Origin of the sequence: Amorphus sp. 3PC139-8 (assembly GCF_040750475.1) — a bacterium.
Lineage (GTDB): Bacteria > Pseudomonadota > Alphaproteobacteria > Rhizobiales > Amorphaceae > Amorphus.
The window spans coordinates 46,331-66,665 of sequence record NZ_JABJVY010000027.1 but is presented as its reverse complement, the minus strand read 5'-3'; the positions used below and the strand labels follow the sequence as shown (position 1 = coordinate 66,665).

Here is a 20,335-nt window from a genome sequence, read left to right as displayed (position 1 = left end):
CGAGAGAAAGGATTGAGATGAAAACCGACATAAAATCGGTCGCGGGGAAGCACCTGGAGATTGCCGGCGAGACGCAGGTCCTCGTCATCGGTGCTGGCCCTGCCGGAATCGCGGCCGCCCGCAAGGCGCGGGAGGGCGGAGCCGAGGTCGTTCTCGTCGACGAGAACCCGGTGCCCTTCGATGCGATGGGCGAAAGCGTGCCGCAGATCTGGGGCGACCGCATGAGTGCGCTGGTGCGCAATCGCAACGCGATGACAGAGGCGATGCTCGATGCCCGCGCGGAGCTGGCCGAGATGTTCGAGATCGGAGTCGACGTGCGGCTCGGCACCGCCTGTTGGGGCCTGTTCGCCAATCAGCCCAACATGGGCTGGATGTCGGGGCTCGTGGCCGGCCTGATCGATGCGGCCGAGGGCAACCGGTATTTGAAATGCCAACAGGTAATTGTCGCGACCGGGCAACGGGACATGGGCCTGGCCTTTCCCGGCTGGGACGCGCCCGGCGTTATGGGGGCTGGTGCGGCCGTCATGCTGGCGCGCCTCTACGGTGCGCTGGAGAGCCGCGTCGCGGTGATGATCGGCAGCACCGACGCGGCCCTGCTGCAGGCGCTCGACCTGGTGGAAGCCGGCGTGCGGATCGCGACCATCGTGGAGCAGGCCGACAGGCCCATGGGGTCGGATAGGCTTGTGGCGAGGGTGCGCGAAGCCGGGATTTCGTTCCGTCTGTCCGAAGCGCCTCGCGGCGTCATTTCCGGGACCGACGGTGTCGAGGGGCTCGTCCTGCGGGAGGGCACCGTGGCGTGCGACACGGTGCTGCTCGGTGTGGGCGCGGTTCCCATGGTGGATCTGATGCAAGCGGCCGGCGCGCAGATGCGGTTTTGCGAGGATCGCAGTGGCTTTGTCCCGGTGCTTGACGAGGGCATGGAAACCACGCTCCCAGGACTGCGCGCCGCAGGCGACTGCACGGGAATTTGGACCACCAAATCCGCTGAGTGCGATATCGCCGCGGCGGAAGGTCGGATAGCGGCGGGCGCGGCCCTGGTCGCGCTGGGGCTGGAAAGCGGCGAGATATCTGAAAGCCTTCCTCAGCCGGCTCCGGCTATCGTTGATCCGGGCGAGTACCGCAAGGCCTGGGTGCGGGTCGCTGTGGTCGAGGCGCTGGAAGAGATGCCGGTCTGCCAGTGCGAAGAGGTCACCGCGCGCGAGATTTTGGAGGTGCGTCCCCCGCGCTATCTGAACATTCCCCCGAAGGAAAACGAGACCAGGACACTCCGTGAGATCCTGGCCGAGGGGGCGCCCGACCCGGACCAGATCAAGCGCCTGACCCGCGCGGGGATGGGCCCGTGCCAGGGCCGCCGGTGCCGCGAACAGGTCCAGGCGCTGCTGGCGTTGCAGGAGGATCTGTCGCTCGGCGCCATCCCGCTGGCCGGCTATCGCGCTCCGGTGCGGCCGCTCACCCTCGCCGATGCGGCCATCGCGGAAGACCCGCAGATGACGGCAAATTGGGAGCCGTGGTTCGGCATTCCTCCGCAGTGGGCGCCCCTTTGGACGATCGGAGAAAAATACACCGTGGCAAGCCTGTCCACGGAGGAGGAATTTGCGAGTGAGTGACAGAGCAAGCGTGGTCGTGGTCGGAGCCGGGGTAACCGGGCTCAGCACGGCCTTCTGGTTGTCGCGCGCGGGCGTTGACGTGCTTGTGCTGGACCGGAACCGCGTGGGGCGCGAGGCATCGGGCCGGAATGGCGGCGGCTGCTCGCACCATTTCAGCCCGCTCTTCCCCGAAGAGCAGCGCCTGTGGCCGATGATGGACGAGCTCCTGGGCTACCCGACCGAGTTCGTGCCGCACCAGATCAGCATTTCCCTCTCGCGTGAGCGCCTGCATCTCTACCGGCGCACCGTCGAAAGTGCCGCGTATCACGGCTTCGTCATGGAAGAGCTCGATGCCCGAACCGTCCGCGATCTGGTGCCGCTTGCCGGAGACAACGTGCTTGGCGGCTACTATTCGCATTTCGGCGGCAAAGCGAACCCGCATCGCACGGTGCAGGCCTATGCCTGGGCGGTGGGCGACAATGGCGGACGGGTGAAGCAGGACGTGACCGTCACCGGCTTCGACCGCGCCGGCGATCGGGTGACGGCGGTTCTGACCGACCATGGGCGCTTCGATTGCGATCATGTGGTGATCGCGGCCGGCCCGCAGACCAGCCGTCTGGCCGCGATGCTCGATGTCGACATCCCGACTCGTGCGGCACGCGCCGAGATGATCGTGACCGAGCCGCTACCGCTGATGCCGCATACCGGCGTCGACGGCAACGGGCTCTACGGCCGACAGACCTTGCGCGGGAACCTCGCATATGGCGGCGGCCCGCACGAATGGGTCGATACCGAGGAGGTGCCTTGCGGCAATCGCCCCTCGTCGCCCGTGGCGATCTCGATCGCGCAGCGCGTGGCTCAGCTTCTGCCCAAGGCGGCCCATGCCCGCGTCATCCGCAATTGGGCCGGCATCGTGGAGAACACGCCGGACGGACGTCCCGTGCTCGACCAGCCGGCGCCGTGGACGAACCTGACGATCGGGATCATGTCCGGCGTGGGCTTCGGACTGTCACCGGCCAGCGGTCGCGCGCTGATGCAGCTTGTGACGCAACGCCACTGCGATTTCGCGGATCTTTCGACATTGCGGCTCGACCGGTTCAGCGAGCTGGAACCGGGCTGGGACGTCTTGCAAGGCTGGATGCCCGCGCGGCGCCTGGCGAGCTAAAGCCTTGCCGCTCGGACGAAATCACCTGAGCGGCAAGAAAAATCCAAATATTCAATAGGTTGAGCAAGCCCTTTTCGTTCAAATTTATTCAATTTCGAACGGGACATGCGCTAACGGACGGACAAAGCCGTGAAGAATACCCCGACATTTCCCGAACTCAGCACTGAAGATGTGAGCGAGCTCATGGCCTTTCGCCACGAGTTGCACCGCCACCCGGAACTTTCCGGAGAGGAGGCGGAAACCGCACAGCGTGTCTGTGCCATGCTCAACGCCCTGTCGCCCGACAGGGTCGTTACGGGGCTGGGAGGCCACGGGGTTGCGGCCGTGTTCGACAGCGGCCTGCCGGGACCCTCCATCCTGTTCCGCTCGGAATTGGATGCGCTGCCGATCCAAGAACTCGGCGCAATCGAGCATCGCTCCACCGTGCCGGGCAAGGCGCATCTTTGCGGACATGACGGACATTCGACGATCCTGCTGGGGCTGGGCCGTGTGCTGGCGCGGAAAAGACCCGAGCGCGGCCGGGTGATCTTGATGTTCCAGCCGGCGGAGGAGGACGGGACAGGCGCGGCCGCCGTTATATCCGATCCGCGTTTTGAGGGGCTGCAGCCGGACTGGGCCTTTTCCCTCCACAATGCGCCCGACGTGCCCCTCGGTACGGCGCGGTTGGGGGCCGGGCCGGCCAATTGTGCCTCGCGTGGCATGTGGATTCGCCTCACCGGCAGCACGGCCCATGCCTCGCGCCCCGCCGACGGCGTGTCGCCGATGCGGGCGATCAGCGAGCTCATGCCGATGCTTGAAAGCCTCGGCAGCGGCCTTCCGCTCGGCACCGGATTTTCGATGGTGACGCTGACCCATGCCTCGATGGGCGCCGCGGCCTACGGCGTTGCTCCCGGTGAGGCGCTGGTTCTCGCCACTCTGCGGACCGTGGCCGATGAGGAGATGAAGGACCTGATGGCCCGGGCCGAAACGTGCGTCACGCAGGTTGCCGAAGCGCACGGGCTGGCGCTGGCGTGTGGCTATGACGACATCTTCTTGGCCAGCGTCAACGATGCCGAGGCAACGGCGATCCTGCAGGATGGGATCCTGCGCGCAGGCGTTTGCCACCTGCCACAAGAGGTGCCGTCCGTGGGCTCAGAGGATTTCGGGCGGTTTGGGCGGGCCGGCGCAAAGTCGGCCATGCTGTTCCTGGGTGCCGGGCCCGATTGCCCGGCTGTTCACACACCGGAATATGACTTCCGCGACGCCTTGATCCCCACGGGCGTGCGCATCTTCTCGGAAGCCCTGGCGTCCTGTCTCGAACGGTATCCGGCGACGTCTGAAGCGTTTTCGGGCGACGTGGAGGCCCGTTCGCCGCGCGCAAGCGCGTCGGAACGATGAGTGAGAGCCGGCCTGCTTTTCACTGAAATGCGGCACGGACCAAATTGAGAAAAATCGGCTTGGCTCCGGCGGCAGTTGCCGGCGCGGGTGCAAGCGACAGGAGTTCACTGCGATGACGACGTTTCCGTTCACAGAGGCGACGCCGATCCAGTTCGGCAATCCGCTGCCGGAAGCCGCGGATGTCGTGATCATCGGCGGCGGCATCATCGGAGTGATGACGGCCTTATTTCTCGCGCGGCAAAAGTCGCGCGTGACGCTGCTTGAGAAGGGCCGGATCGCAGGCGAGCAATCCTCGCGCAATTGGGGCTGGATTCGCCAGCAGGGCCGGGATCCGGACGAGTTGCCGATCGTGATGGAAGCCTGCCTGCTGTGGCGGCAACTGGCCGAGGAGTGCGGAGAGGATATCGGGCTGCGCCAGACCGGCGTCAGCTACTTTGCGCGAACCGATGCGGAGATGGAAGAATTCGCCGAGTTCATCAAACTGGCTGAAACGCACGGGCTGGACTCGCGCCTGATGGAGCCCGACGAGGTGGCGCGTTCGGTCTCGGGATTGGCGTGGAATTACAAGGGTGGACTGACCACCCCCTCCGACATGCGCGCCGAACCTTGGGTCACCGTTCCGGCTATGGCGAGACTGGCTGCGCGGGAAGGGGTCACGATCATCGAAAACTGCGCGGCCCGCCGGTTGGACTTCTCCGGTGGCCGGGTCGGCGGCGTCTGGACCGAGCGGGGCAGGATCGAGACCTCGGAGGTCATGATCTCGGGCGGCGCGTGGAGCGGGCTTTTCCTGCGCGCGCATGGTGTTTCCATCCCGCAGCTCAGCGTGCGGGGGACGGTCGTCGCCACGCAGCCCATGCCGGAAATTTTGTCGGGGGCCTTCACCGACGAGCATATCTCCCTGCGGCGACGGCAGGATGGCGGCTACACCATGGCACCGGGCGGGAGCCACCAGCTTTTCGTTGGCCCGGATGCGTTTCGCAATGTCTTCAGCTATCTCCCGGCGCTTCGGAAGAACCCATTTGGAACCCGCTTTCACCCGGTGGCGCCGCGCGGATATCCTGATGCCTGGTCGACCCGGAGGACCTGGTCAGAGGATGAGATCACGCCCTTCGAGCGCAACCGCGTTTTGAACCCGGGCCCGGAACCGGTGGGGCTGCGTAAGATCGAACGCACCTTTCGCACCCTCTTTCCGAACCTTCCGCTACCGGCCTATCGCGCGACGTGGGGCGGCATGATCGATGCGATGCCCGATGTGGTGCCGATCGTGTCGCGCGTCGATCCGGTTCCGGGACTGACCGTGGCGACAGGGATGAGCGCGCATGGCTTCGGCATCGGTCCGGGCATGGGGCGGGTCGTCGCCGACATGATTCTTGGCAACGACACCGGCCACGATATGCGCCGATTCCGCTTTTCCCGTTTCAGCGACGGCAGCCCGATCCGGCCGGGCCCGGCGCTCTAGAGCGTTTCCAGGCGAAGTGGAAACCGGTTCGCCGTCCGGAAACGCGAGGAGACGAGTTGGAGCCGTCCTGCGCTCCGGTGAAAGCGGGCCGGCTCCGGAGCGTTTCCAGGCGAAGTGGAAACCGGTTCGCCGTCCGGAAACGCGAGAAAACAAAGGCTTAGACCTGTTCCGCGACTCGATGAAAAGCGGAATGGGGGTCGCGGTGGGGAGAAGGCCGAGGTCGCTCCGCCGAGTTGAGGTTCGACCCGGTTGGCAGCCTGATGGGCTGCAAGGTGTTCGACCGCTCCACCGCTCATTCATCGAGAGGAGAGACCAATGACCCCGCCTTCGCGTCAGGCCCTCGTGCCTTTTGTCAGCGTCGAAAACATGATGCGCCTTGTCTTGCATGTCGGGATCGAGCCCTTGATGATCGACTTGGCGGAAGCCATTGAGGCCGATTTCCGCCGTTGGCCCGATTTCGACAAGACCCCCCGCGTGGCCAGCCATTCCGATATCGGTGTCATCGAGCTGATGCCGACCTCGGACGGGCAGCAATACGGGTTCAAATATGTCAACGGCCACCCCGGCAACATGCGCAAAGGGTTGCAGACCGTGACCGCGTTCGGGGTGTTGGCGGATGTCGCGACCGGTTATCCGGTGATGATATCCGAGATGACGATCCTGACCGCGTTGCGCACCGCGGCAACCAGCGCGATGGCCGCGAAATGGCTGGCGCCGCGCGATGCGCGCGTGATGGCGATGATCGGCAACGGCGCGCAGGCCGAATTTCAAGCGCTGGCGATGAAAGCCGTCTGCGGCATCGAGGAGGTGCGGCTCTACGACATCGACCCTGCCGCGACGCGCAAGTGCGCGACGAACCTGGCCGGACGCGGCCTGCGCGTGGTGCCCTGCAAGTCTCCCGAAGAGGCAATCCTGGGCGCGCAGATCATCACCACCTGCACGGCGGACAAGCAATACGCGACGATCCTGACGGACAACATGGTCGGCGGGGGCGTCCACATCAACGCGGTGGGGGGCGACTGCCCCGGCAAGACGGAACTGCACCGGGACATCCTGCTGCGCGCGGGTATTTTCGTGGAATACCCACCCCAGACCCGGATCGAGGGCGAAATCCAGCAGCTCGATCCCGACCATCCGGTGACCGAGTTGTGGGAGGTGATCGCGGGTCGCGTTGAAGGCCGGACGGGCGCCTCGCAGGTGACGTTGTTCGACAGCGTGGGATTCGCGATCGAGGATTTCAGCGCCTTGCGCCATATTCATCAGCGGCTGCGTGGCGCAGGCTTTTTCCAAGAGTTGGACATGATCGCCGATCCCGACGATCCGCGCGACCTGTTCGGCATGATCTGCCGGGCCGAGACGGCCAGCGCCGCCTGACGTTGTCGGGGCGGCTGCTCCATGCGAGGTTGAACGGCGCCGGCCCATTGCGTCGGCGTGGGTCGGTGGCGGTAGTATCTTGCCGTTCAACCGGAGGTGCCGACTTCCCGCAATTTCGCGATAGACGGATCGTACACGTAGTTCTCGATGGTGCCATCGGTGATCTTGTCGATCGCCTCATCGATCACGGGAAGGGGCACAAGAAACCACTCGCGCGGAATGACAGGCTGCCCGAAGCGGTCCTTGATCTCGATATCCAGGCGGGCCGGGCCGAAAATTCGATGGATCAGGTTTTCCAGCCGCGTGCGGTTGATGTTGTACAGCTTGTAAGTGGCGGCGACTTCGACTTCGGCCATTAGGAAGGTCGGGTCGAGCTTTGCGTTGGCGATCCGCCGTTCGATGTCTCCCCCGGTAACCCCGATCTTGTGAACGAGGTCGCGGTTGGCGCTTACAATGGGGGTATCCGATTTGCTCCGCAAAACATAAATGGACCCGCTGGCAAGGTCGTCGGCATCGCTGACATTAGAGAACAGCGGCCCGGCACTCGGCTCGGATATCCGGCGGCTGGTCTCGTCCTTGTAAAGGGCGCGTTGCAGCGAGCGAAGAAGGAGATTGCTTTCCGTTCCGTTGGAATAAATGACGCGAAGGCGGGCGTCGCTCTCGCCGTTCGGCGCTTTGAAGACGTCTCCAACCTCGGCGACATAGACGGTCTGGCCGCCAAGGATGAAAAACTCCCCGGTGGTGATGCTTGTTTTCAGGAAGCCTGCATCCTTGCGGATGGGCTGTGTGATGCGGGCGCCGATTTCGAGGTCCTTTTGCACAGCTTCGAACAGCGGCTTGAAGCGGTCGAAATCCTTGCACCGCTCGCGGTTGGCGATTTCTTCGGCTGCGCGCTTGTCCGCCGCTGACCGGACGTGCCGGAGCTCCGTGATGCCACCGGGGGCGGCTTCGTCAACGCCGAGCTGCGCCAGGAGTTCGTCATCGTCGAGGTCTTCGACGCGACTGGCCGCGCTCGACTCCGCTCCGGCAAGAAGCCTCTGATGGTCGAGCGGCTCGATCAAGGCACGGCAATCGGCTTGGTCCCGCAACCGGTCAAGACGGACGGCATAGAGCCGCTCGAATATGTCATGATCCTCGCCATGCTGCGGGGCGCGGCCGTGCTCCTCGACGAAGCGCTGGATCTCCTCGAAGCCCGCTATGATCCGCTCTTCGCGTGGCGTCCGGCTGGATGCCGTCTTTGCTTCGGACTCGACGCCGAGTTCCGCAAGGAGCGCATCGTCTTCGTCTGTGAAACCCTTAGCCACGCTTCGCCTCCGCTTGCAGGCGCTGAAGATAGGCGACTCCTTCCGCCATGCGCCTTTCCCATGCATCCGGCGACGTGATCGAAGGCAACCGCCTACGCTCTTGCTTGAACTGTAAGGCGCGCGTCGCAAGCACCCGCGCCTCCTCGATCGTGAGGTTGACGCGCTTGGCGCCGATAACGGCGGCCACCTGCTTCAAGCTCTCTTCGCTCATGGTCTTGGCGAGAATGGCATAGGCCTCGCCGAACGGGTTGATGCGGTCGATCAGGTCGATGTCCAGCTCGCGCACGTCCACCAGGATTTTGCGGACCCCATCGACAAAAGCCGTGTTTCCGTTGCTGGACGCTTCGCCGCCGGGATTGATTTCCGCTTTTGCCCTTTGCGTGAGGTTGAGTGCGGCAACGGCGTGCTGGCGGACGGCTTCCTGATCGTCGGGGCTCAATTCCGGATACTTGTCTTTGACGATCTTGCCCATGCGGACTTGCGTCAGCTCTTCGGAAAGTGTCTCGCCACCGGCGTGCGCGCCGTCGAATAGGCCCTTTTCCAGCGCGACCTTGTCCTGAACAAAGCTCGCGATGACCTCGTTCAGGTCCTGTTGGCAGATGCGCTGCGCTTCCTTGCTCTTCGGCCCGACCAGGCCTTTGATCTCGATCTGGAACTGGCCGGTCTCCTCGTTGAAGCCGATGTTCGTTCCGTTCGGATCATAGCCTCCTTCGCCATAGTCGAAGCCGTCCACCGGGCCGCTGGCAGGTGTCTTGGGCTTGAACTCGAAGCGCGGCGCAAGCACCTGCTCCATCAGCAGGCTGGCGGCGATGGCCTTAAGCGTATCGTTGACCGCCTCGATAACGGTATCTTCCGCTGCATCCGGCTCCGCGATCAGGTTGGTGAAGCGCGCGCGCAGCTTGCCCGGCGCGTCGCGGGTGGCGCGGCCGATGATCTGCACGATCTCCGTCAGGCTCGATCGATAGCCGACTGTCAGCGCGTGTTCGCACCAGATCCAGTCGAAGCCCTCTTTCGCCATGCCGAGCGCGATGATGATGTCGACATGGTCGCGGTTGGCCTTTTGGCTGGGGTCCTTCAGCGCAGCGGAAACGCGGTCGCGCTTGGCCGGGTCGTCTTCGACCAGATCGGCAATCCGCAGAATGCGGCCGTCCGGCGTCTTCACCAGTTGGAAGCCGGTGGCGGGGTCGGTGCCCTGCCAGTCGCCGAGCTCCTCGATGATGTGCTCGACTTCCCGGATCTTGTCCTTGGTGCTCTCGCGCGAGTTGACGCTCGGAATGTGCACGATGGTCTTCTCAGAAGGATCGAGCACCTTCAGGAGGCTATCGGCATAGGGGCCGGCATAGAAGAAATAGCCGATATCGAGCTGCTTCAGATATTCGTAGCCGTTGAGCTGCTGGTAATAGGTGTAGGTGACGGTATCGAATTTCGCCTCGTCTTCGGGTGCGAGCACGGCATCGGCATCGCCCCGAAAATAGGAGCCTGTCATCGCGACGATGTGGACCCGGTCGCGGGCGATAAAGGCCCCGAGGTGCAGGCCGAGCTTGTTGTCCGGATTGGCCGAGACGTGATGGAACTCGTCGACGGCAATCAGCCGGTCGTCGAACGCCTCCACGCCGAGCCGGTCCACCGCGAAGCGGAAGGTGGCATGGGTGCAGACCAGGATCTGATCCTCGCTCCCCAGGAAGGCCTCGACCGCGTTGACCTTGCCGCCGTTCTCCGCGCCGGGGGCGTTGCAGAGGTTCCATTTCGGCGTGACGGTCCAGTCGGCCCAGAAACCATGCCGCGACAAGGGTTCGTCGTGGAAGCTCGCCCCGATTGATCGCTCCGGCACCACGATGATCGCCTGCTTGCATCCCTGGTGAGCGAGCTTGTCCAGCGCGATGAACATCAAGGCCCGGCTCTTGCCGGATGCCGGCGGCGACTTGATGAGCAGATATTGCTCGCCCCGCTTTTCGTAGGCAGCTTCCTGCATCGGCCGCATGCCGAGTTCGTTCGCGGACGTCGAAGCGCCGGTGCGGGCATAGGTGACGGAGACGGAGGGGACGGCTTGCACCATCGTCAAAACCCTTGAAAGACCATGTCCAGTGCGCGGGTGATCTCATCCTGCTGTGGCGAGAGGTCCGCGATCGTCGCGCCGAGCGCCGAGGTGGGCACGGCGGCCATCGATTGGATGATCAGGACAAATTGGTCGCCATCCAATGAGAAAATGGGGTTCAGATATCGCGCGGGCGGCGGGCTCTTGTCCAACGGGATGAGCGGGGCGACCAGCCGCGTATCCAGCCAGTCGAGAAAATCGCTCTGCAGATTGACCACGAGCACGCCATCGGACAGGCGATGGACGCTGAACCGCGCCATCAAAATTGCCGATATTTGGCGAGCGGCAGGCCGTTCTCGGCGACCCAGGCGTTATAGCCCTCAAGTGCCGCGCGGTTCTCCTCCAGCCATTGCGCGGCCTTGGCGGTGCGGATGGCTTCGCGCAGCCCGGCCTCGAACGTGGCGGACAGGTTGAGGTTGAGCGCCTTGGCCTCGTCCAGAAGGGCTGCGTCCACGGACAGGTTGGCGGAGCGTTTGGTCATGAGGGCGATCCATGCGCATAAACTATGCGCAAAGATAGCGCGCAGGTCGCTGCCTTGGCAACGGGCCTCAGGCCGCCGTTCGCCTTTGGTGGAGACCCAGATGTAGGCATGGGAACGGAGACGGAGCGCAACTGCTGGCTCTCAGTCATTTTCCCCTCGCAGGAGGTCGCCATGGCGCGGACGCATCAAAACCTGGTCAAGACCGAAAAAGGGCTGTGATCGTTGTAAGATATTGAAATTAATGGATTCCCTTGCAGTCCCGCAGCGTTTAGTCGCCTCTCGATCAAAACCCGATCAAAACATTCTCCAGGATCATGCCCAGAAGGGGACGTAGCCAGATCGCGGTCGTTCTGGATCAGCTGGCCGAATTAAATCTGCATCAAGCGCCGCACGGATCACTCGTGAGGCCTGCGCCGCGTTCTGATGACCAATCCCTAAACGCTCTCTCAAAGTTGCATTCGTCATCTTTTGTCCGCCCACAAATTTAAGAGCGGCATGCTGATAGCATGCGCGGATCGCTTCCTGAGGGGGCATCTCGGCAAAGCGCCGAGGGGCAAAGAGCACGACCCTCATCGCATCGCCCTCTACTCGGAAGTCCGGCGGAGGCAACTGATGAAGCTCGACCGAATTGATCACCTTGTCGATACCGGTGCCTTGCTCCTCGCATAGCCGCATTCTCCGCATAAGGGAGGCGAGTGCCTCATTGCGCGAGCGCGGGGGAGAATCCAAAAAGCGTTCAGGACTGACCAATGGAGTACCTGGATTCGTGATTTCCATCCGGTCAGTGAAGAGCTCAATGAGCGGACCAGCCCCGGTTATGGTCATATCTTGATGGATCAGGGCGTTTGCAATGAGTTCACGGATGGCGATCGAAGGGTAGAGCGGACTTTCCTGCCGGAATGCGGTTCCAATATGCTCGTTGCGAGGCAGTAGGCCGTCGATATAGTCAACTAAGCCCTGGAAACCTGCGGCATATCCTCTTTGTCCGTCCTGTCTATGTGTAACCGTATCAGCTCTCCCGGATCCCGCATATGCTACAAAGCGCACTGCTTTGCGGGCAATCTGCGGACCAAAATCGGTCAGCCGTTTGGCAAATAGAACTGCACCCAAGTTAGTGATGTTCCAGTGATCGCCTACATCCTCCTGTATAAGGCGATCAGCCAAGAGCTTGTCGAATATACCTTTTCGGTTGTCGGGGAGACGCTGTTCGGTTAGTTCAAAGTAGGTTGTATAGTCGAGCCGCGATAGAATTTCGTCGCTAGATAGAAACTGTGCTGCAATGCTGCTCTCCCAAGCATAGGGTTGCAGCTTCGCCCATAGCGATCGCAATCGCTCGGGATGATCCGATAGGCGCGGAGTGGCACTGCCAATTCGCAAATAGGCATGGCGATCGAACTCGACCGGCGCCATCGCGGCAGCGGGAATGGTCAATAATGTCAATCGTTTGCCGTGATGCTCGACAATCTCGAAGCTGAACTCAATCCCTGGATTGAGGTGGTTAGCCAACCACATTTCGAGAGGCTGTCCTTTCTCCTTTCTGGTCGACGGCTCGAACGAAGTTCCGACCACGGCATGATCAGTGTCGCGGATGCCCCAAACCACATATGAAAAGTGCTGATCAGCGAGTCGCGCCGAGTTCGAGAGCGCCGAAATCAGCTTGCCGATCATCTGAGCGTCCGCGTTGTTTTCTTTGAACTCGATCCACGGAGCCTCAGCCGGTTGGCTACGTAGGTCGTCAATCAGCTTACGTGTCCGCGTGAGGTTCGTGACCGGGTCGAGTGTCATGCCTTCTCCGCCCTCGGGCCAGACTGACCTGCGGTCGCCGTCATCTCGGTGTAGAGTTCGAACAGCTTCTCCAGCCGCTCGGTGTCGTTGCGGAAGCGGCGGCCGATATAGATGCGCTCCAGCACCTCGTCGTTGCGGTCGTGGGCGGCGCGCAAGTTCTCCGGCATCGCGTCGGGATCGTAGAGGTCGGCAATGGTCGCCGGGAAATGCGCCTCGCGCGCCAGCAGGATGTCCTCGGCGCAGCGGGTCAGGTCGGCCTTTTGCTTCTCGGTCAGCGGACGGATGGGGAAGGTGTTCCAGCCGAGGGTGTTGGAGTAGCGGTAGTCGGTTTTCATCTTGCCGCAAACTGTAGCCATCCAAGATTTATGTAGTCTTGAGCTTGCTATCGAAAGGCTCCATAGAGGCGCGTCGAGCAAAGCGAAAGCCTCAGTCACAATTGTCCCGATCGGAAGAAGGTCGGCCGGCAAATATTCTCTGTTCTCTGAGCATGTTTTCGCGACGATGATCACCCGCTCATTGCCGGTCTGTCTTATTTCACCAAATTTATAAGGCGTGCTTGCGAGGCGAGAGGTTGCTAAGCGGGGGCTAGTAGCACGTCTTTTTTCAACGCGGTCGAACCTCTCGGAAAGGTGAGGGTCCCGCGATGCTTCTGCGTGCTCAGAATCGGCCACCCATATACATCGGCGCTCTATCCCTTTAATAAATTCATTTGTCCCAGCGACGGGGTGAATAAATTTCGACGATATCTGGTTGGCTTTCAATATTTCTTTATATTCTGAAAATCTAAGTAGTAATGAGCCGCCATCGTTTGGCATGCTCCCGAAAGACATCTTCGGCAAGGCTGAAATGGTTGTTCTGCTTTCCTCGACGACGGTTTTTACGTTTGGCAAAAGATATGGACCAATAAAATCTGCGTTTCGTGCAAGTTCCCCGTCAAGCGCCTTTTTCTCGCGAGCACCACGGTGCCCGACCGCAATTACAGAGACAATAACTGCAGCTTTTTTGGCTGCAAGATTAGACCACTTAAATGAGCGGTCTGAGAAGAATATTTCTAGATCACTTTTCAGAATTTTTGGCCAAAATCTTGCGACCTGTCTACCTTGGTGAATGCTGTTAGTGGCCACGAAGGCAAATTGTGCTTGAGTTGAGCGTAGATATTGAGCGCCTTTTGCGAACCAGCCCATGACATAGTCAGCCGATCCCGTGCCTATATCCATTGGGAATGTGCTTTGAAGGTCTGCTTTCTGGATTTTGCTTTGGTCTTGGCTGCCCTTGTATGGCGGATTCCCGCAAATATAGGTCTCCCCACCTTCGTTCTCGAAGTCGATCTGCGCCTGGTCGAGCGGCGTATGGAACAGGTCGTCGGCCTTGTGGGCCACGCCCGTTCCCGTCGGTGGGCAGATGCTGAGCCAGTCGATGCGGAGCGCGTTGCCGCATGTGATCCAGTTCTGCGCATCGAGCGGCAGGAAATCCCTGAGCGCCTCTTTCTGGCCGCGATAGACCACGTCGCACTGATATTCCGCGATGATGAGGGCGAGGCGGGCGATCTCGGCCGGAAAGTTGCGCAGCTCGATGCCCCGGAAGTTGGTGAGCGGGATGTCGCTCTTGCGCCCGTCCTCCTTGCGGCGCCGATTGATCTCCGCCTCGATCGCCCGCATTTCCTTGTAGGCGATGACCAGAAAATTGCCGGAGCCGCAGGCCGGATCGAACACGCGGATGCGCGCCATTCGGTTGCGCAGGTTCAGGAGCTTGCGGGCGTTGTCGCCGGCGGCCTCCAGCGTCTCGCGCAGATCGTCGAGAAAGAGCGGGTTCAGCACCTTCAGGATGTTCGGTACGCTGGTGTAATGCATGCCGAGCGCGCCGCGCTCCTCGTCGTCGGCGACCGCCTGGATCATCGAGCCGAAGATGTCCGGGTTGATCTGCTTCCAGTCGAGGTTGCCGATATGGAGTAGGTAGGAGCGCGCGATCCGGCTGAAGCGCGGCACCTCCAGGCTGCCGGAGAACAGGCCGCCGTTGACATACGGAAAGTGGTCCGCCCAGCGGGGGAGCTTCGCCGCCGCGCGCTCCGCAGTCCGCGTGTTCATTGCGCGGAAGATCTCGCCGATGACGAAGTCGGTGTCGGAGGCGTCGCGCGCGCTCATCTGCGCGATGGTGTCCGTGAAGACGCCTTCGCCATTGAAGATGTCGGTGTCCTCCGCGAAAAAGCAGAAGATCAGCCGGGCCATGAAGTGGTTCATGTCCGGGCGGCGCGCGTCGGTGCCCCAATCGGGATTGGTCGACAGGAGCTCGACATAAAGCTGGTTCAGCCGCCGGGTGGCGCGGATGTCGAAGGCGTTGTCGCGGATCTGCTTGACGGTGGTGATCCCGGCAAGCGGCAGAAACAGGCCGAAATGGTTGGGGAAGTCGGCATAGGCGCAGGCGACCGTCTCGCCCGAGGCCAGATCCTCCGCCTCGAAGGTGTCGCCGTCCGTCGCCAGGATGAACTTCGCCTTGGCGCGGGTGGTCGCCGGGCTGGCCTTCAGGCGCTTGAGCGTTTCCGGCACCTCGCCGGGCGCGGCGACGGCAATATGGATGTTGTTGGTTTGCAGGACGCCGCCCCAAGGCCCATCAAAGTCGGACTTGTTGGAGTCGCCCCTGCGCAGACGCTTGAGGGTGGTTTCCTTGTTCCCGAAAGCCTGCAGGAAGAGGTAGGGGAACTCTTCGGCGTCAAACGGCTGCTCGGCCAGATCGGAAATGGCCTTTTCGATTTCGACGGCGTTCATGCCCACTCCCCATGCAAGTCGCGGAATCTACCAACGCATGTGTCGGATGCCAACAAACTTGGACGGGCTGGGCCGGACCTACAGACAACAAAAAAGCCCGGAAAACCGGGCTTTTTTTATTCATTTTGCACTGTGTCGGAGTGCGAAATGGTGCCCAGGAGAGGACTCGAACCTCCACGCCTTGCGGCACACGGACCTGAACCGTGCGCGTCTACCAGTTCCGCCACCTGGGCCGATGGGACCCCTCAGGTACGGTGCCGGCCGGGGGATGTCAATCGCCGAACGCACATGAAAAGATGGGTTGTGCACGCTTTCGACAGGAGAGTGGCGTTCGGCCCTTACGGCGCGGCGATTTGGAGACCTTGGAAGTGGCCGCAGGGAATTCCCCCGGCGGGCGCGATGTTCTAGAGAGGGGGCCTGGAACGGTTCCAAGCGCCCCAACCGGCCGGCGCGGGCGAGCGAGGAGACGATGGCGATGACTGAGATCCGCAACGACAAGCTTGTGACGATCTTTGGCGGATCGGGCTTCGTGGGGCGCTATCTGGTGCGCCAGTTGGCGCGGCGCGGCTGGCGCATTCGCGTGGCCGTCCGCCGGCCGGATCTCGCCGGCCACCTGCAGCCACTCGGCTCCGTGGGCCAGATCAAGCCGATCCAGGCCAATGTGCGCTATCGCGATTCGATCGACGCGGCCGTGCGCGGCGCCGATGCGGTGGTCAACCTGGTCGGCATCCTGGCCCAGTCCGGCCGGCAGTCCTTCTCCGCGGTCCAGTCTTATGGTGCTGGCCAGATCGCCTTGTCGGCCAAGGAGCACGGGCTCGACCGGATCGTGCAGATGTCTGCGATCGGCGCCGATCCGGACTCTGAGTCCGCCTATGCCCGCTCCAAGGCGGAAGGCGAGGCGGCCGTCCTGGATACCTTGCCGGCCTCCGTGGTGTTTCGCCCGTCGATCCTCTTCGGGCCGGAAGACGCGTTCTTCAACCGCTTCGCTCAGATGGCGCGGCTTGGGCCGGTGCTGCCGGTGGTCGGCGCGGAGACCCGATTCCAGCCGGTGTTCGTCGCCGACGTCGCCGAGGCGATCGCCCTTGCCGTGGAAGGCGAAGCAAAGCCGGGCACGACCTATGAGCTGGGCGGCCCGGACGTGAGGACATTCCGCGAGCTGATGCAGCTCATGCTGGAAGAGATCGATCGGCCGAACAAGCCGATCGTGTCGCTGCCGTTCGGGTTGGCCTCCACGCTGGCCAAGCTGATGAGCGTGGTTCCGAACGCGCCGCTCACGACCGATCAGGTCAAGCTTTTGCGGTCCGACAATGTGGTCTCCAGCGCAGCCGAGGCGGATGAACGGACGTTTGCCGGTCTCGGCATTGCGCCGGATACGCTTGCCGCAGTGCTGCCGACCTATCTCTGGCGCTTCCGTCCGCGTGGCGAGTTCGAGCGCCAGCATTTGGCCTAAGAGCCCTTCCGGCATCGTGGGAACCGGTTCGCCGTCCGCTAAACAATAGGTCCGATGCGCGGTTGCACGCCGAGTGGCGCGCGGCCGAAATACGGTGATCCAGCCCGGTTCTCTTGGACGCGGGCCCCATAGGCGGAGGCCGAAACGAGGCCCTTGCATCTCGCCTGAAAGCCGGGTTGGAATGGGACGATGTTTCCCTTTCGTTCCGAGCGGCGCCGGTGACTGCCCCGACACCCAAGCCCGAGACAGCCGATTCCGCCTTGCTGCCCGAGCCGTTCTCCGGGTGGTTCCTGTCGCGCGGCTGGACGCCGCGGCCGCACCAGCTCGATCTCATCGCCCGGGCGCGCGATGGCAAATCCGCCTTGCTGATCGCGCCGACTGGGGCGGGCAAGACGCTTGCCGGCTTCCTGCCAAGCCTGATTGCGCTTGCGCAGGCAAAGCGCACCGAGCGTCGCGCAACGCCGCGCGAGGGGCCGCATACCCTTTACATCTCTCCGCTGAAGGCGCTTGCCGTCGATATCGCGCGCAATCTGGAGGCGCCGATCGACGAGATGGGGCTGCCGATTTCGGTGGAAACCCGTACCGGTGATACCCCCGTCAACCGGCGCCAGCGGCAGAAACGCAACCCGCCGGACATCCTGCTGACGACCCCGGAACAGGTCGCGCTGCTGCTCGCCGATCCGCGCGCCGACCGGCTGTTTTCCGAGCTTTCCGTGGTCGTGCTCGACGAGCTGCACGCGCTGGTGACCTCCAAGCGCGGCGATCTCCTCTCGCTCGGGTTGGCCGGGCTGCGCCGACATTCGCCGGATCTCAGAACCGTCGGGTTGTCGGCGACCGTCGCCGATCCCGAGGGTCTGCGCGCCTGGCTGGTGCCGCAGCGCGACCGCGAGCGTCGCGCAATGGCCGAAATCGTGGAGGTGCCGGGCGGGGCGAAGCCGGACATTCGTATTATCGAGGCCGACGAGCGCATCCCGTGGGCGGGGCATTCCGCCCGCTGGGCGCTGCCGTCCATCTACGAGGCGATTCGGCAGCATCAGACCACCCTCATCTTCGTCAACACGCGCAGCCAGGCGGAGATGCTGTTCCACGAGCTCTGGCGGATCAACGAAGATACGTTGGCGATCGCACTGCATCATGGTTCGCTTGACCGCACCCAACGCCGCAAGGTGGAGGCGGCGATGGCGGACAACCGGCTGCGCGCGGTGGTCTGCACCTCAACTCTGGATCTCGGCATCGACTGGGGCGATGTGGATCTCGTCATCCATGTGGGTGCCCCGAAGGGCGCAAGCCGGCTCGCCCAGCGCATCGGGCGGGCGAACCACCGCTTCGACGAGCCCTCCAAGGCGCTGCTGGTGCCGGCCAACCGGTTCGAGGTAATGGAGTGCCGGGCAGCGCTTGACGCCAACTATATCGGCGCCCAGGACACCCCGCCGATTCGCGACGGCGCGCTCGATGTGCTCGCCCAGCATGTCCTGGGGGCGGCCTGCGCCGCCCCGTTCGACCCGGCTGCCCTGCATGCGGAAGTGACGACCGCCTATCCCTATCGCCGGCTGGAGCGGGAGACCTTCGACCGGGTGGTGGATTTCGTCGCCACCGGCGGCTACGCGCTGAAGGCCTATGAACGCTTCGCCAAGATCCGCAAGATGCCGGACGGCAGGTTTCGGCTCGCCCATCCGAGCGTCGGCCAGCGCTACCGGCTGAATGTCGGCACCATCGTGGAGGCCCCGCTCGTCAAGATCCGCATGGTGTCGCGCGGCAAGGGCGGGCTTCTGCGCGGACACGGTCGGCTGCTGGGCGAGATCGAGGAATATTTCATCGAGACCTTGTCGCCGGGGGACAGCTTCATGTTCGCCGGCCAGGTGTTGCGGTTCGAGGCGATGCGCGAGCAGGAAGTGCTCGTGACCAAGGCGCGCGACGACACGCCGAAGATCCCGGTCTATGCCGGCGGCAAGTTTCCGCTGTCGACCTATCTCGCCGAAGGCGTGCGCGGCATTCTGGCGGACGAGACGAGCTGGAGCCGGCTGCCGGCGCAGGTCGGCGAATGGCTGGCTGTGCAGAAAGTGCGCTCGGTGCTGCCGTCGCGGGACGAGCTTCTGGTGGAGACCTTTCCCCGCGCCAATCGCTCCTACATGGTCGCCTATCCGTTCGAGGGTCGGCTTGCGCACCAGACGCTGGGCATGTTGCTTACCCGTCGGCTGGAGCGGTTCGGGGCGAAACCGATGGGGTTCGTCGCGTCCGACTACGCGCTCGGGATCTGGGCTCTGGAGGATCTCGGACGGGTGTTTTCCGAACGTCGGCCGTCGATCGGCAGTCTGTTTGAGGAGGATCTGCTTGGCGACGATCTGGAAGCTTGGCTTGCCGAGAGCTACCTCTTGAAACGGACTTTCCGCGCCTGCGCGGTGGTTTCCGGCCTGATCGAGCGGCGTCATCCCGGCACGGAGAAGACCGGCCGGCAGGTGACCGTTTCGACGGATCTCATTTACGACGTGCTGCGCACCCACGAGCCCGACCACATTCTTCTCAAGGCGACCTGGGCGGATGCCTCGGCCGGGCTTTTGGACATTGGCCGCCTGGGTGAGATGCTCTCGCGCATACGGGGACGAATCGTTCATAAACGGCTGGATCGGGTGTCGCCGCTGGCGGTGCCGATCCTGCTCGACATTGGCAAGGAGGCCGTTGCGGGCGAGGCCGATGACGCCATCCTGGCGGAATCCGGCGAAGCGCTGATCGAGGAAGCCATGGCATGACCGCCGCGCCGCGTGATCTCGGCCGCCGCCATCGTCTCGTCGCCCTCGGTGGGATGACGGTGGCGCTCGACCCGTCCGGTGCGCTTTACTGGCCGGAAGCGGACACGCTGGTGATCTCCGATCTCCATTTGGAAAAAGGTAGCTCCTACGCTCGACGGGGCACGTTCCTGCCGCCTTATGACAGCGCGATTACGCTTGCGCAGCTTGCCCGGGTGATGGCGCGCTTCGCGCCCGGGCGGGTAATCGCGTTGGGGGATTCCTTTCACGATCCGATGGCGGCCGAGCGTCTGGGCGCGGAGGAGAGGGCGGCCCTTGCCGGCCTGATCGCGGGCCGCGACTGGATCTGGGTCACGGGCAACCATGACCCGGCGCCGCCGACCGACTGGGGCGGGCGGGTCACGGAAAGCTTGGAGATCGCCGGGGTCACGTTCCGTCATGAGCCGTCGGAAGGCGGGCATGCGCCGGAAGTCGCCGGCCATCTCCATCCCGTCGCCCGGGTTGCCGGCCGTGGCCGCGCCTTGCGGTGCCGCTGCTTTGTCGGCTGCGAGACGCGGGCCGTGCTGCCGGCGTTCGGCGCCTTCACCGGTGGGCTGGATATCCGAGATCCGGCGTTCGCCCGGTTGTGGCCGTCGCCAAGCCGAGTGCGGACCTACGCGCTCGGCCGCAACCAGGTCTATGCGATTGGCAGCGGATCGCGTGGCATGTCCTTTGACGCCGCTCATTCCCGCGAAAGCGGAAATCCGTAAGGCC

General features: G+C 63.3%; 14 protein-coding genes and 1 tRNA gene. 8 read left to right on the top strand and 7 right to left on the bottom strand.

The window, feature by feature from the left end; genetic code table 11:
• The first annotated feature begins 17 nt into the window (after window positions 1-17).
• The 5 genes from HNS03_RS20925 to HNS03_RS20905 all read left to right on the top strand — a co-directional run bounded on the left by HNS03_RS20925 (window position 18) and on the right by HNS03_RS20905 (window position 6,961).
• Window positions 18-1,607, top strand: a complete 1,590-nt coding sequence (locus HNS03_RS20925; RefSeq protein ID WP_367197997.1) for an NAD(P)/FAD-dependent oxidoreductase — start codon at window positions 18-20, stop codon at window positions 1,605-1,607.
• Window positions 1,600-2,751, top strand: a complete 1,152-nt coding sequence (locus HNS03_RS20920) for an NAD(P)/FAD-dependent oxidoreductase (protein ID WP_367197996.1) — start codon at window positions 1,600-1,602, stop codon at window positions 2,749-2,751. Before HNS03_RS20925 ends, HNS03_RS20920 begins: the two co-directional genes overlap by 8 nt.
• A 183-nt stretch (window positions 2,752-2,934) precedes the next feature.
• Window positions 2,935-4,128, top strand: a complete 1,194-nt coding sequence (locus HNS03_RS20915; protein ID WP_367198008.1) for an amidohydrolase — start codon at window positions 2,935-2,937, stop codon at window positions 4,126-4,128.
• Window positions 4,129-4,240: 112 nt separating this feature from the next.
• Complete coding sequence (locus tag HNS03_RS20910) at window positions 4,241-5,587, top strand: NAD(P)/FAD-dependent oxidoreductase (protein ID WP_367197995.1); 1,347 nt, start codon at window positions 4,241-4,243, stop codon at window positions 5,585-5,587.
• Window positions 5,588-5,902: 315 nt separating this feature from the next.
• Window positions 5,903-6,961: an ornithine cyclodeaminase gene (locus tag HNS03_RS20905; protein ID WP_367197994.1), complete on the top strand. Its 1,059-nt coding sequence runs from the start codon at window positions 5,903-5,905 to the stop codon at window positions 6,959-6,961.
• 86 nt (window positions 6,962-7,047) lie between these two features.
• Here HNS03_RS20905 and HNS03_RS20900 read toward each other — a convergent pair whose 3' ends face one another.
• The 7 genes from HNS03_RS20900 to HNS03_RS20870 all read right to left on the bottom strand — a co-directional run bounded on the left by HNS03_RS20900 (window position 7,048) and on the right by HNS03_RS20870 (window position 15,621).
• The gene (locus HNS03_RS20900) at window positions 7,048-8,331 is read right to left on the bottom strand and encodes a GIY-YIG nuclease family protein (protein WP_367197993.1); all 1,284 of its coding nucleotides are present in this window, start codon (window positions 8,329-8,331) and stop codon (window positions 7,048-7,050) included.
• Window positions 8,258-10,321, bottom strand: a complete 2,064-nt coding sequence (locus HNS03_RS20895) for a DEAD/DEAH box helicase (protein ID WP_367197992.1) — start codon at window positions 10,319-10,321, stop codon at window positions 8,258-8,260. Before HNS03_RS20895 ends, HNS03_RS20900 begins: the two co-directional genes overlap by 74 nt.
• A gap of 2 nt (window positions 10,322-10,323) precedes the next feature.
• Window positions 10,324-10,620, bottom strand: coding sequence for a CcdB family protein (locus tag HNS03_RS20890; RefSeq protein ID WP_367197991.1), 297 nt, complete (start codon window positions 10,618-10,620; stop codon window positions 10,324-10,326).
• Window positions 10,620-10,841 carry a type II toxin-antitoxin system CcdA family antitoxin gene (locus HNS03_RS20885; RefSeq protein WP_367197990.1) on the bottom strand — a complete coding sequence of 74 codons (222 nt, stop codon included), beginning with the start codon at window positions 10,839-10,841 and terminating at the stop codon, window positions 10,620-10,622. Before HNS03_RS20885 ends, HNS03_RS20890 begins: the two co-directional genes overlap by 1 nt.
• Before the next feature lie 312 nt (window positions 10,842-11,153).
• Window positions 11,154-12,626, bottom strand: coding sequence for an ATP-binding protein (locus HNS03_RS20880; protein WP_367197989.1), 1,473 nt, complete (start codon window positions 12,624-12,626; stop codon window positions 11,154-11,156).
• Window positions 12,623-15,388 carry a class I SAM-dependent DNA methyltransferase gene (locus HNS03_RS20875; RefSeq protein ID WP_367197988.1) on the bottom strand — a complete coding sequence of 922 codons (2,766 nt, stop codon included), beginning with the start codon at window positions 15,386-15,388 and terminating at the stop codon, window positions 12,623-12,625. The genes HNS03_RS20880 and HNS03_RS20875 overlap by 4 nt, the downstream gene beginning before the upstream one ends.
• 148 nt (window positions 15,389-15,536) lie before the next feature.
• Window positions 15,537-15,621 (bottom strand) — tRNA-Leu (locus HNS03_RS20870).
• Between the two features lie 242 nt (window positions 15,622-15,863).
• Between HNS03_RS20870 and HNS03_RS20865 the strand changes: the two genes are divergently transcribed.
• The 3 genes from HNS03_RS20865 to pdeM all read left to right on the top strand — a co-directional run bounded on the left by HNS03_RS20865 (window position 15,864) and on the right by pdeM (window position 20,331).
• Window positions 15,864-16,838, top strand: a complete 975-nt coding sequence (locus HNS03_RS20865; RefSeq protein WP_367197987.1) for a complex I NDUFA9 subunit family protein — start codon at window positions 15,864-15,866, stop codon at window positions 16,836-16,838.
• A 218-nt stretch (window positions 16,839-17,056) separates the two neighbouring features.
• Window positions 17,057-19,585 carry a ligase-associated DNA damage response DEXH box helicase gene (locus HNS03_RS20860; RefSeq protein WP_367197986.1) on the top strand — a complete coding sequence of 843 codons (2,529 nt, stop codon included), beginning with the start codon at window positions 17,057-17,059 and terminating at the stop codon, window positions 19,583-19,585.
• On the top strand, window positions 19,582-20,331 hold the full coding sequence (pdeM, locus tag HNS03_RS20855; protein ID WP_367197985.1) for a ligase-associated DNA damage response endonuclease PdeM: 750 nt from the start codon (window positions 19,582-19,584) through the stop codon (window positions 20,329-20,331). Before HNS03_RS20860 ends, pdeM begins: the two co-directional genes overlap by 4 nt.
• The last annotated feature ends 4 nt before the right edge of the window (window positions 20,332-20,335 follow it).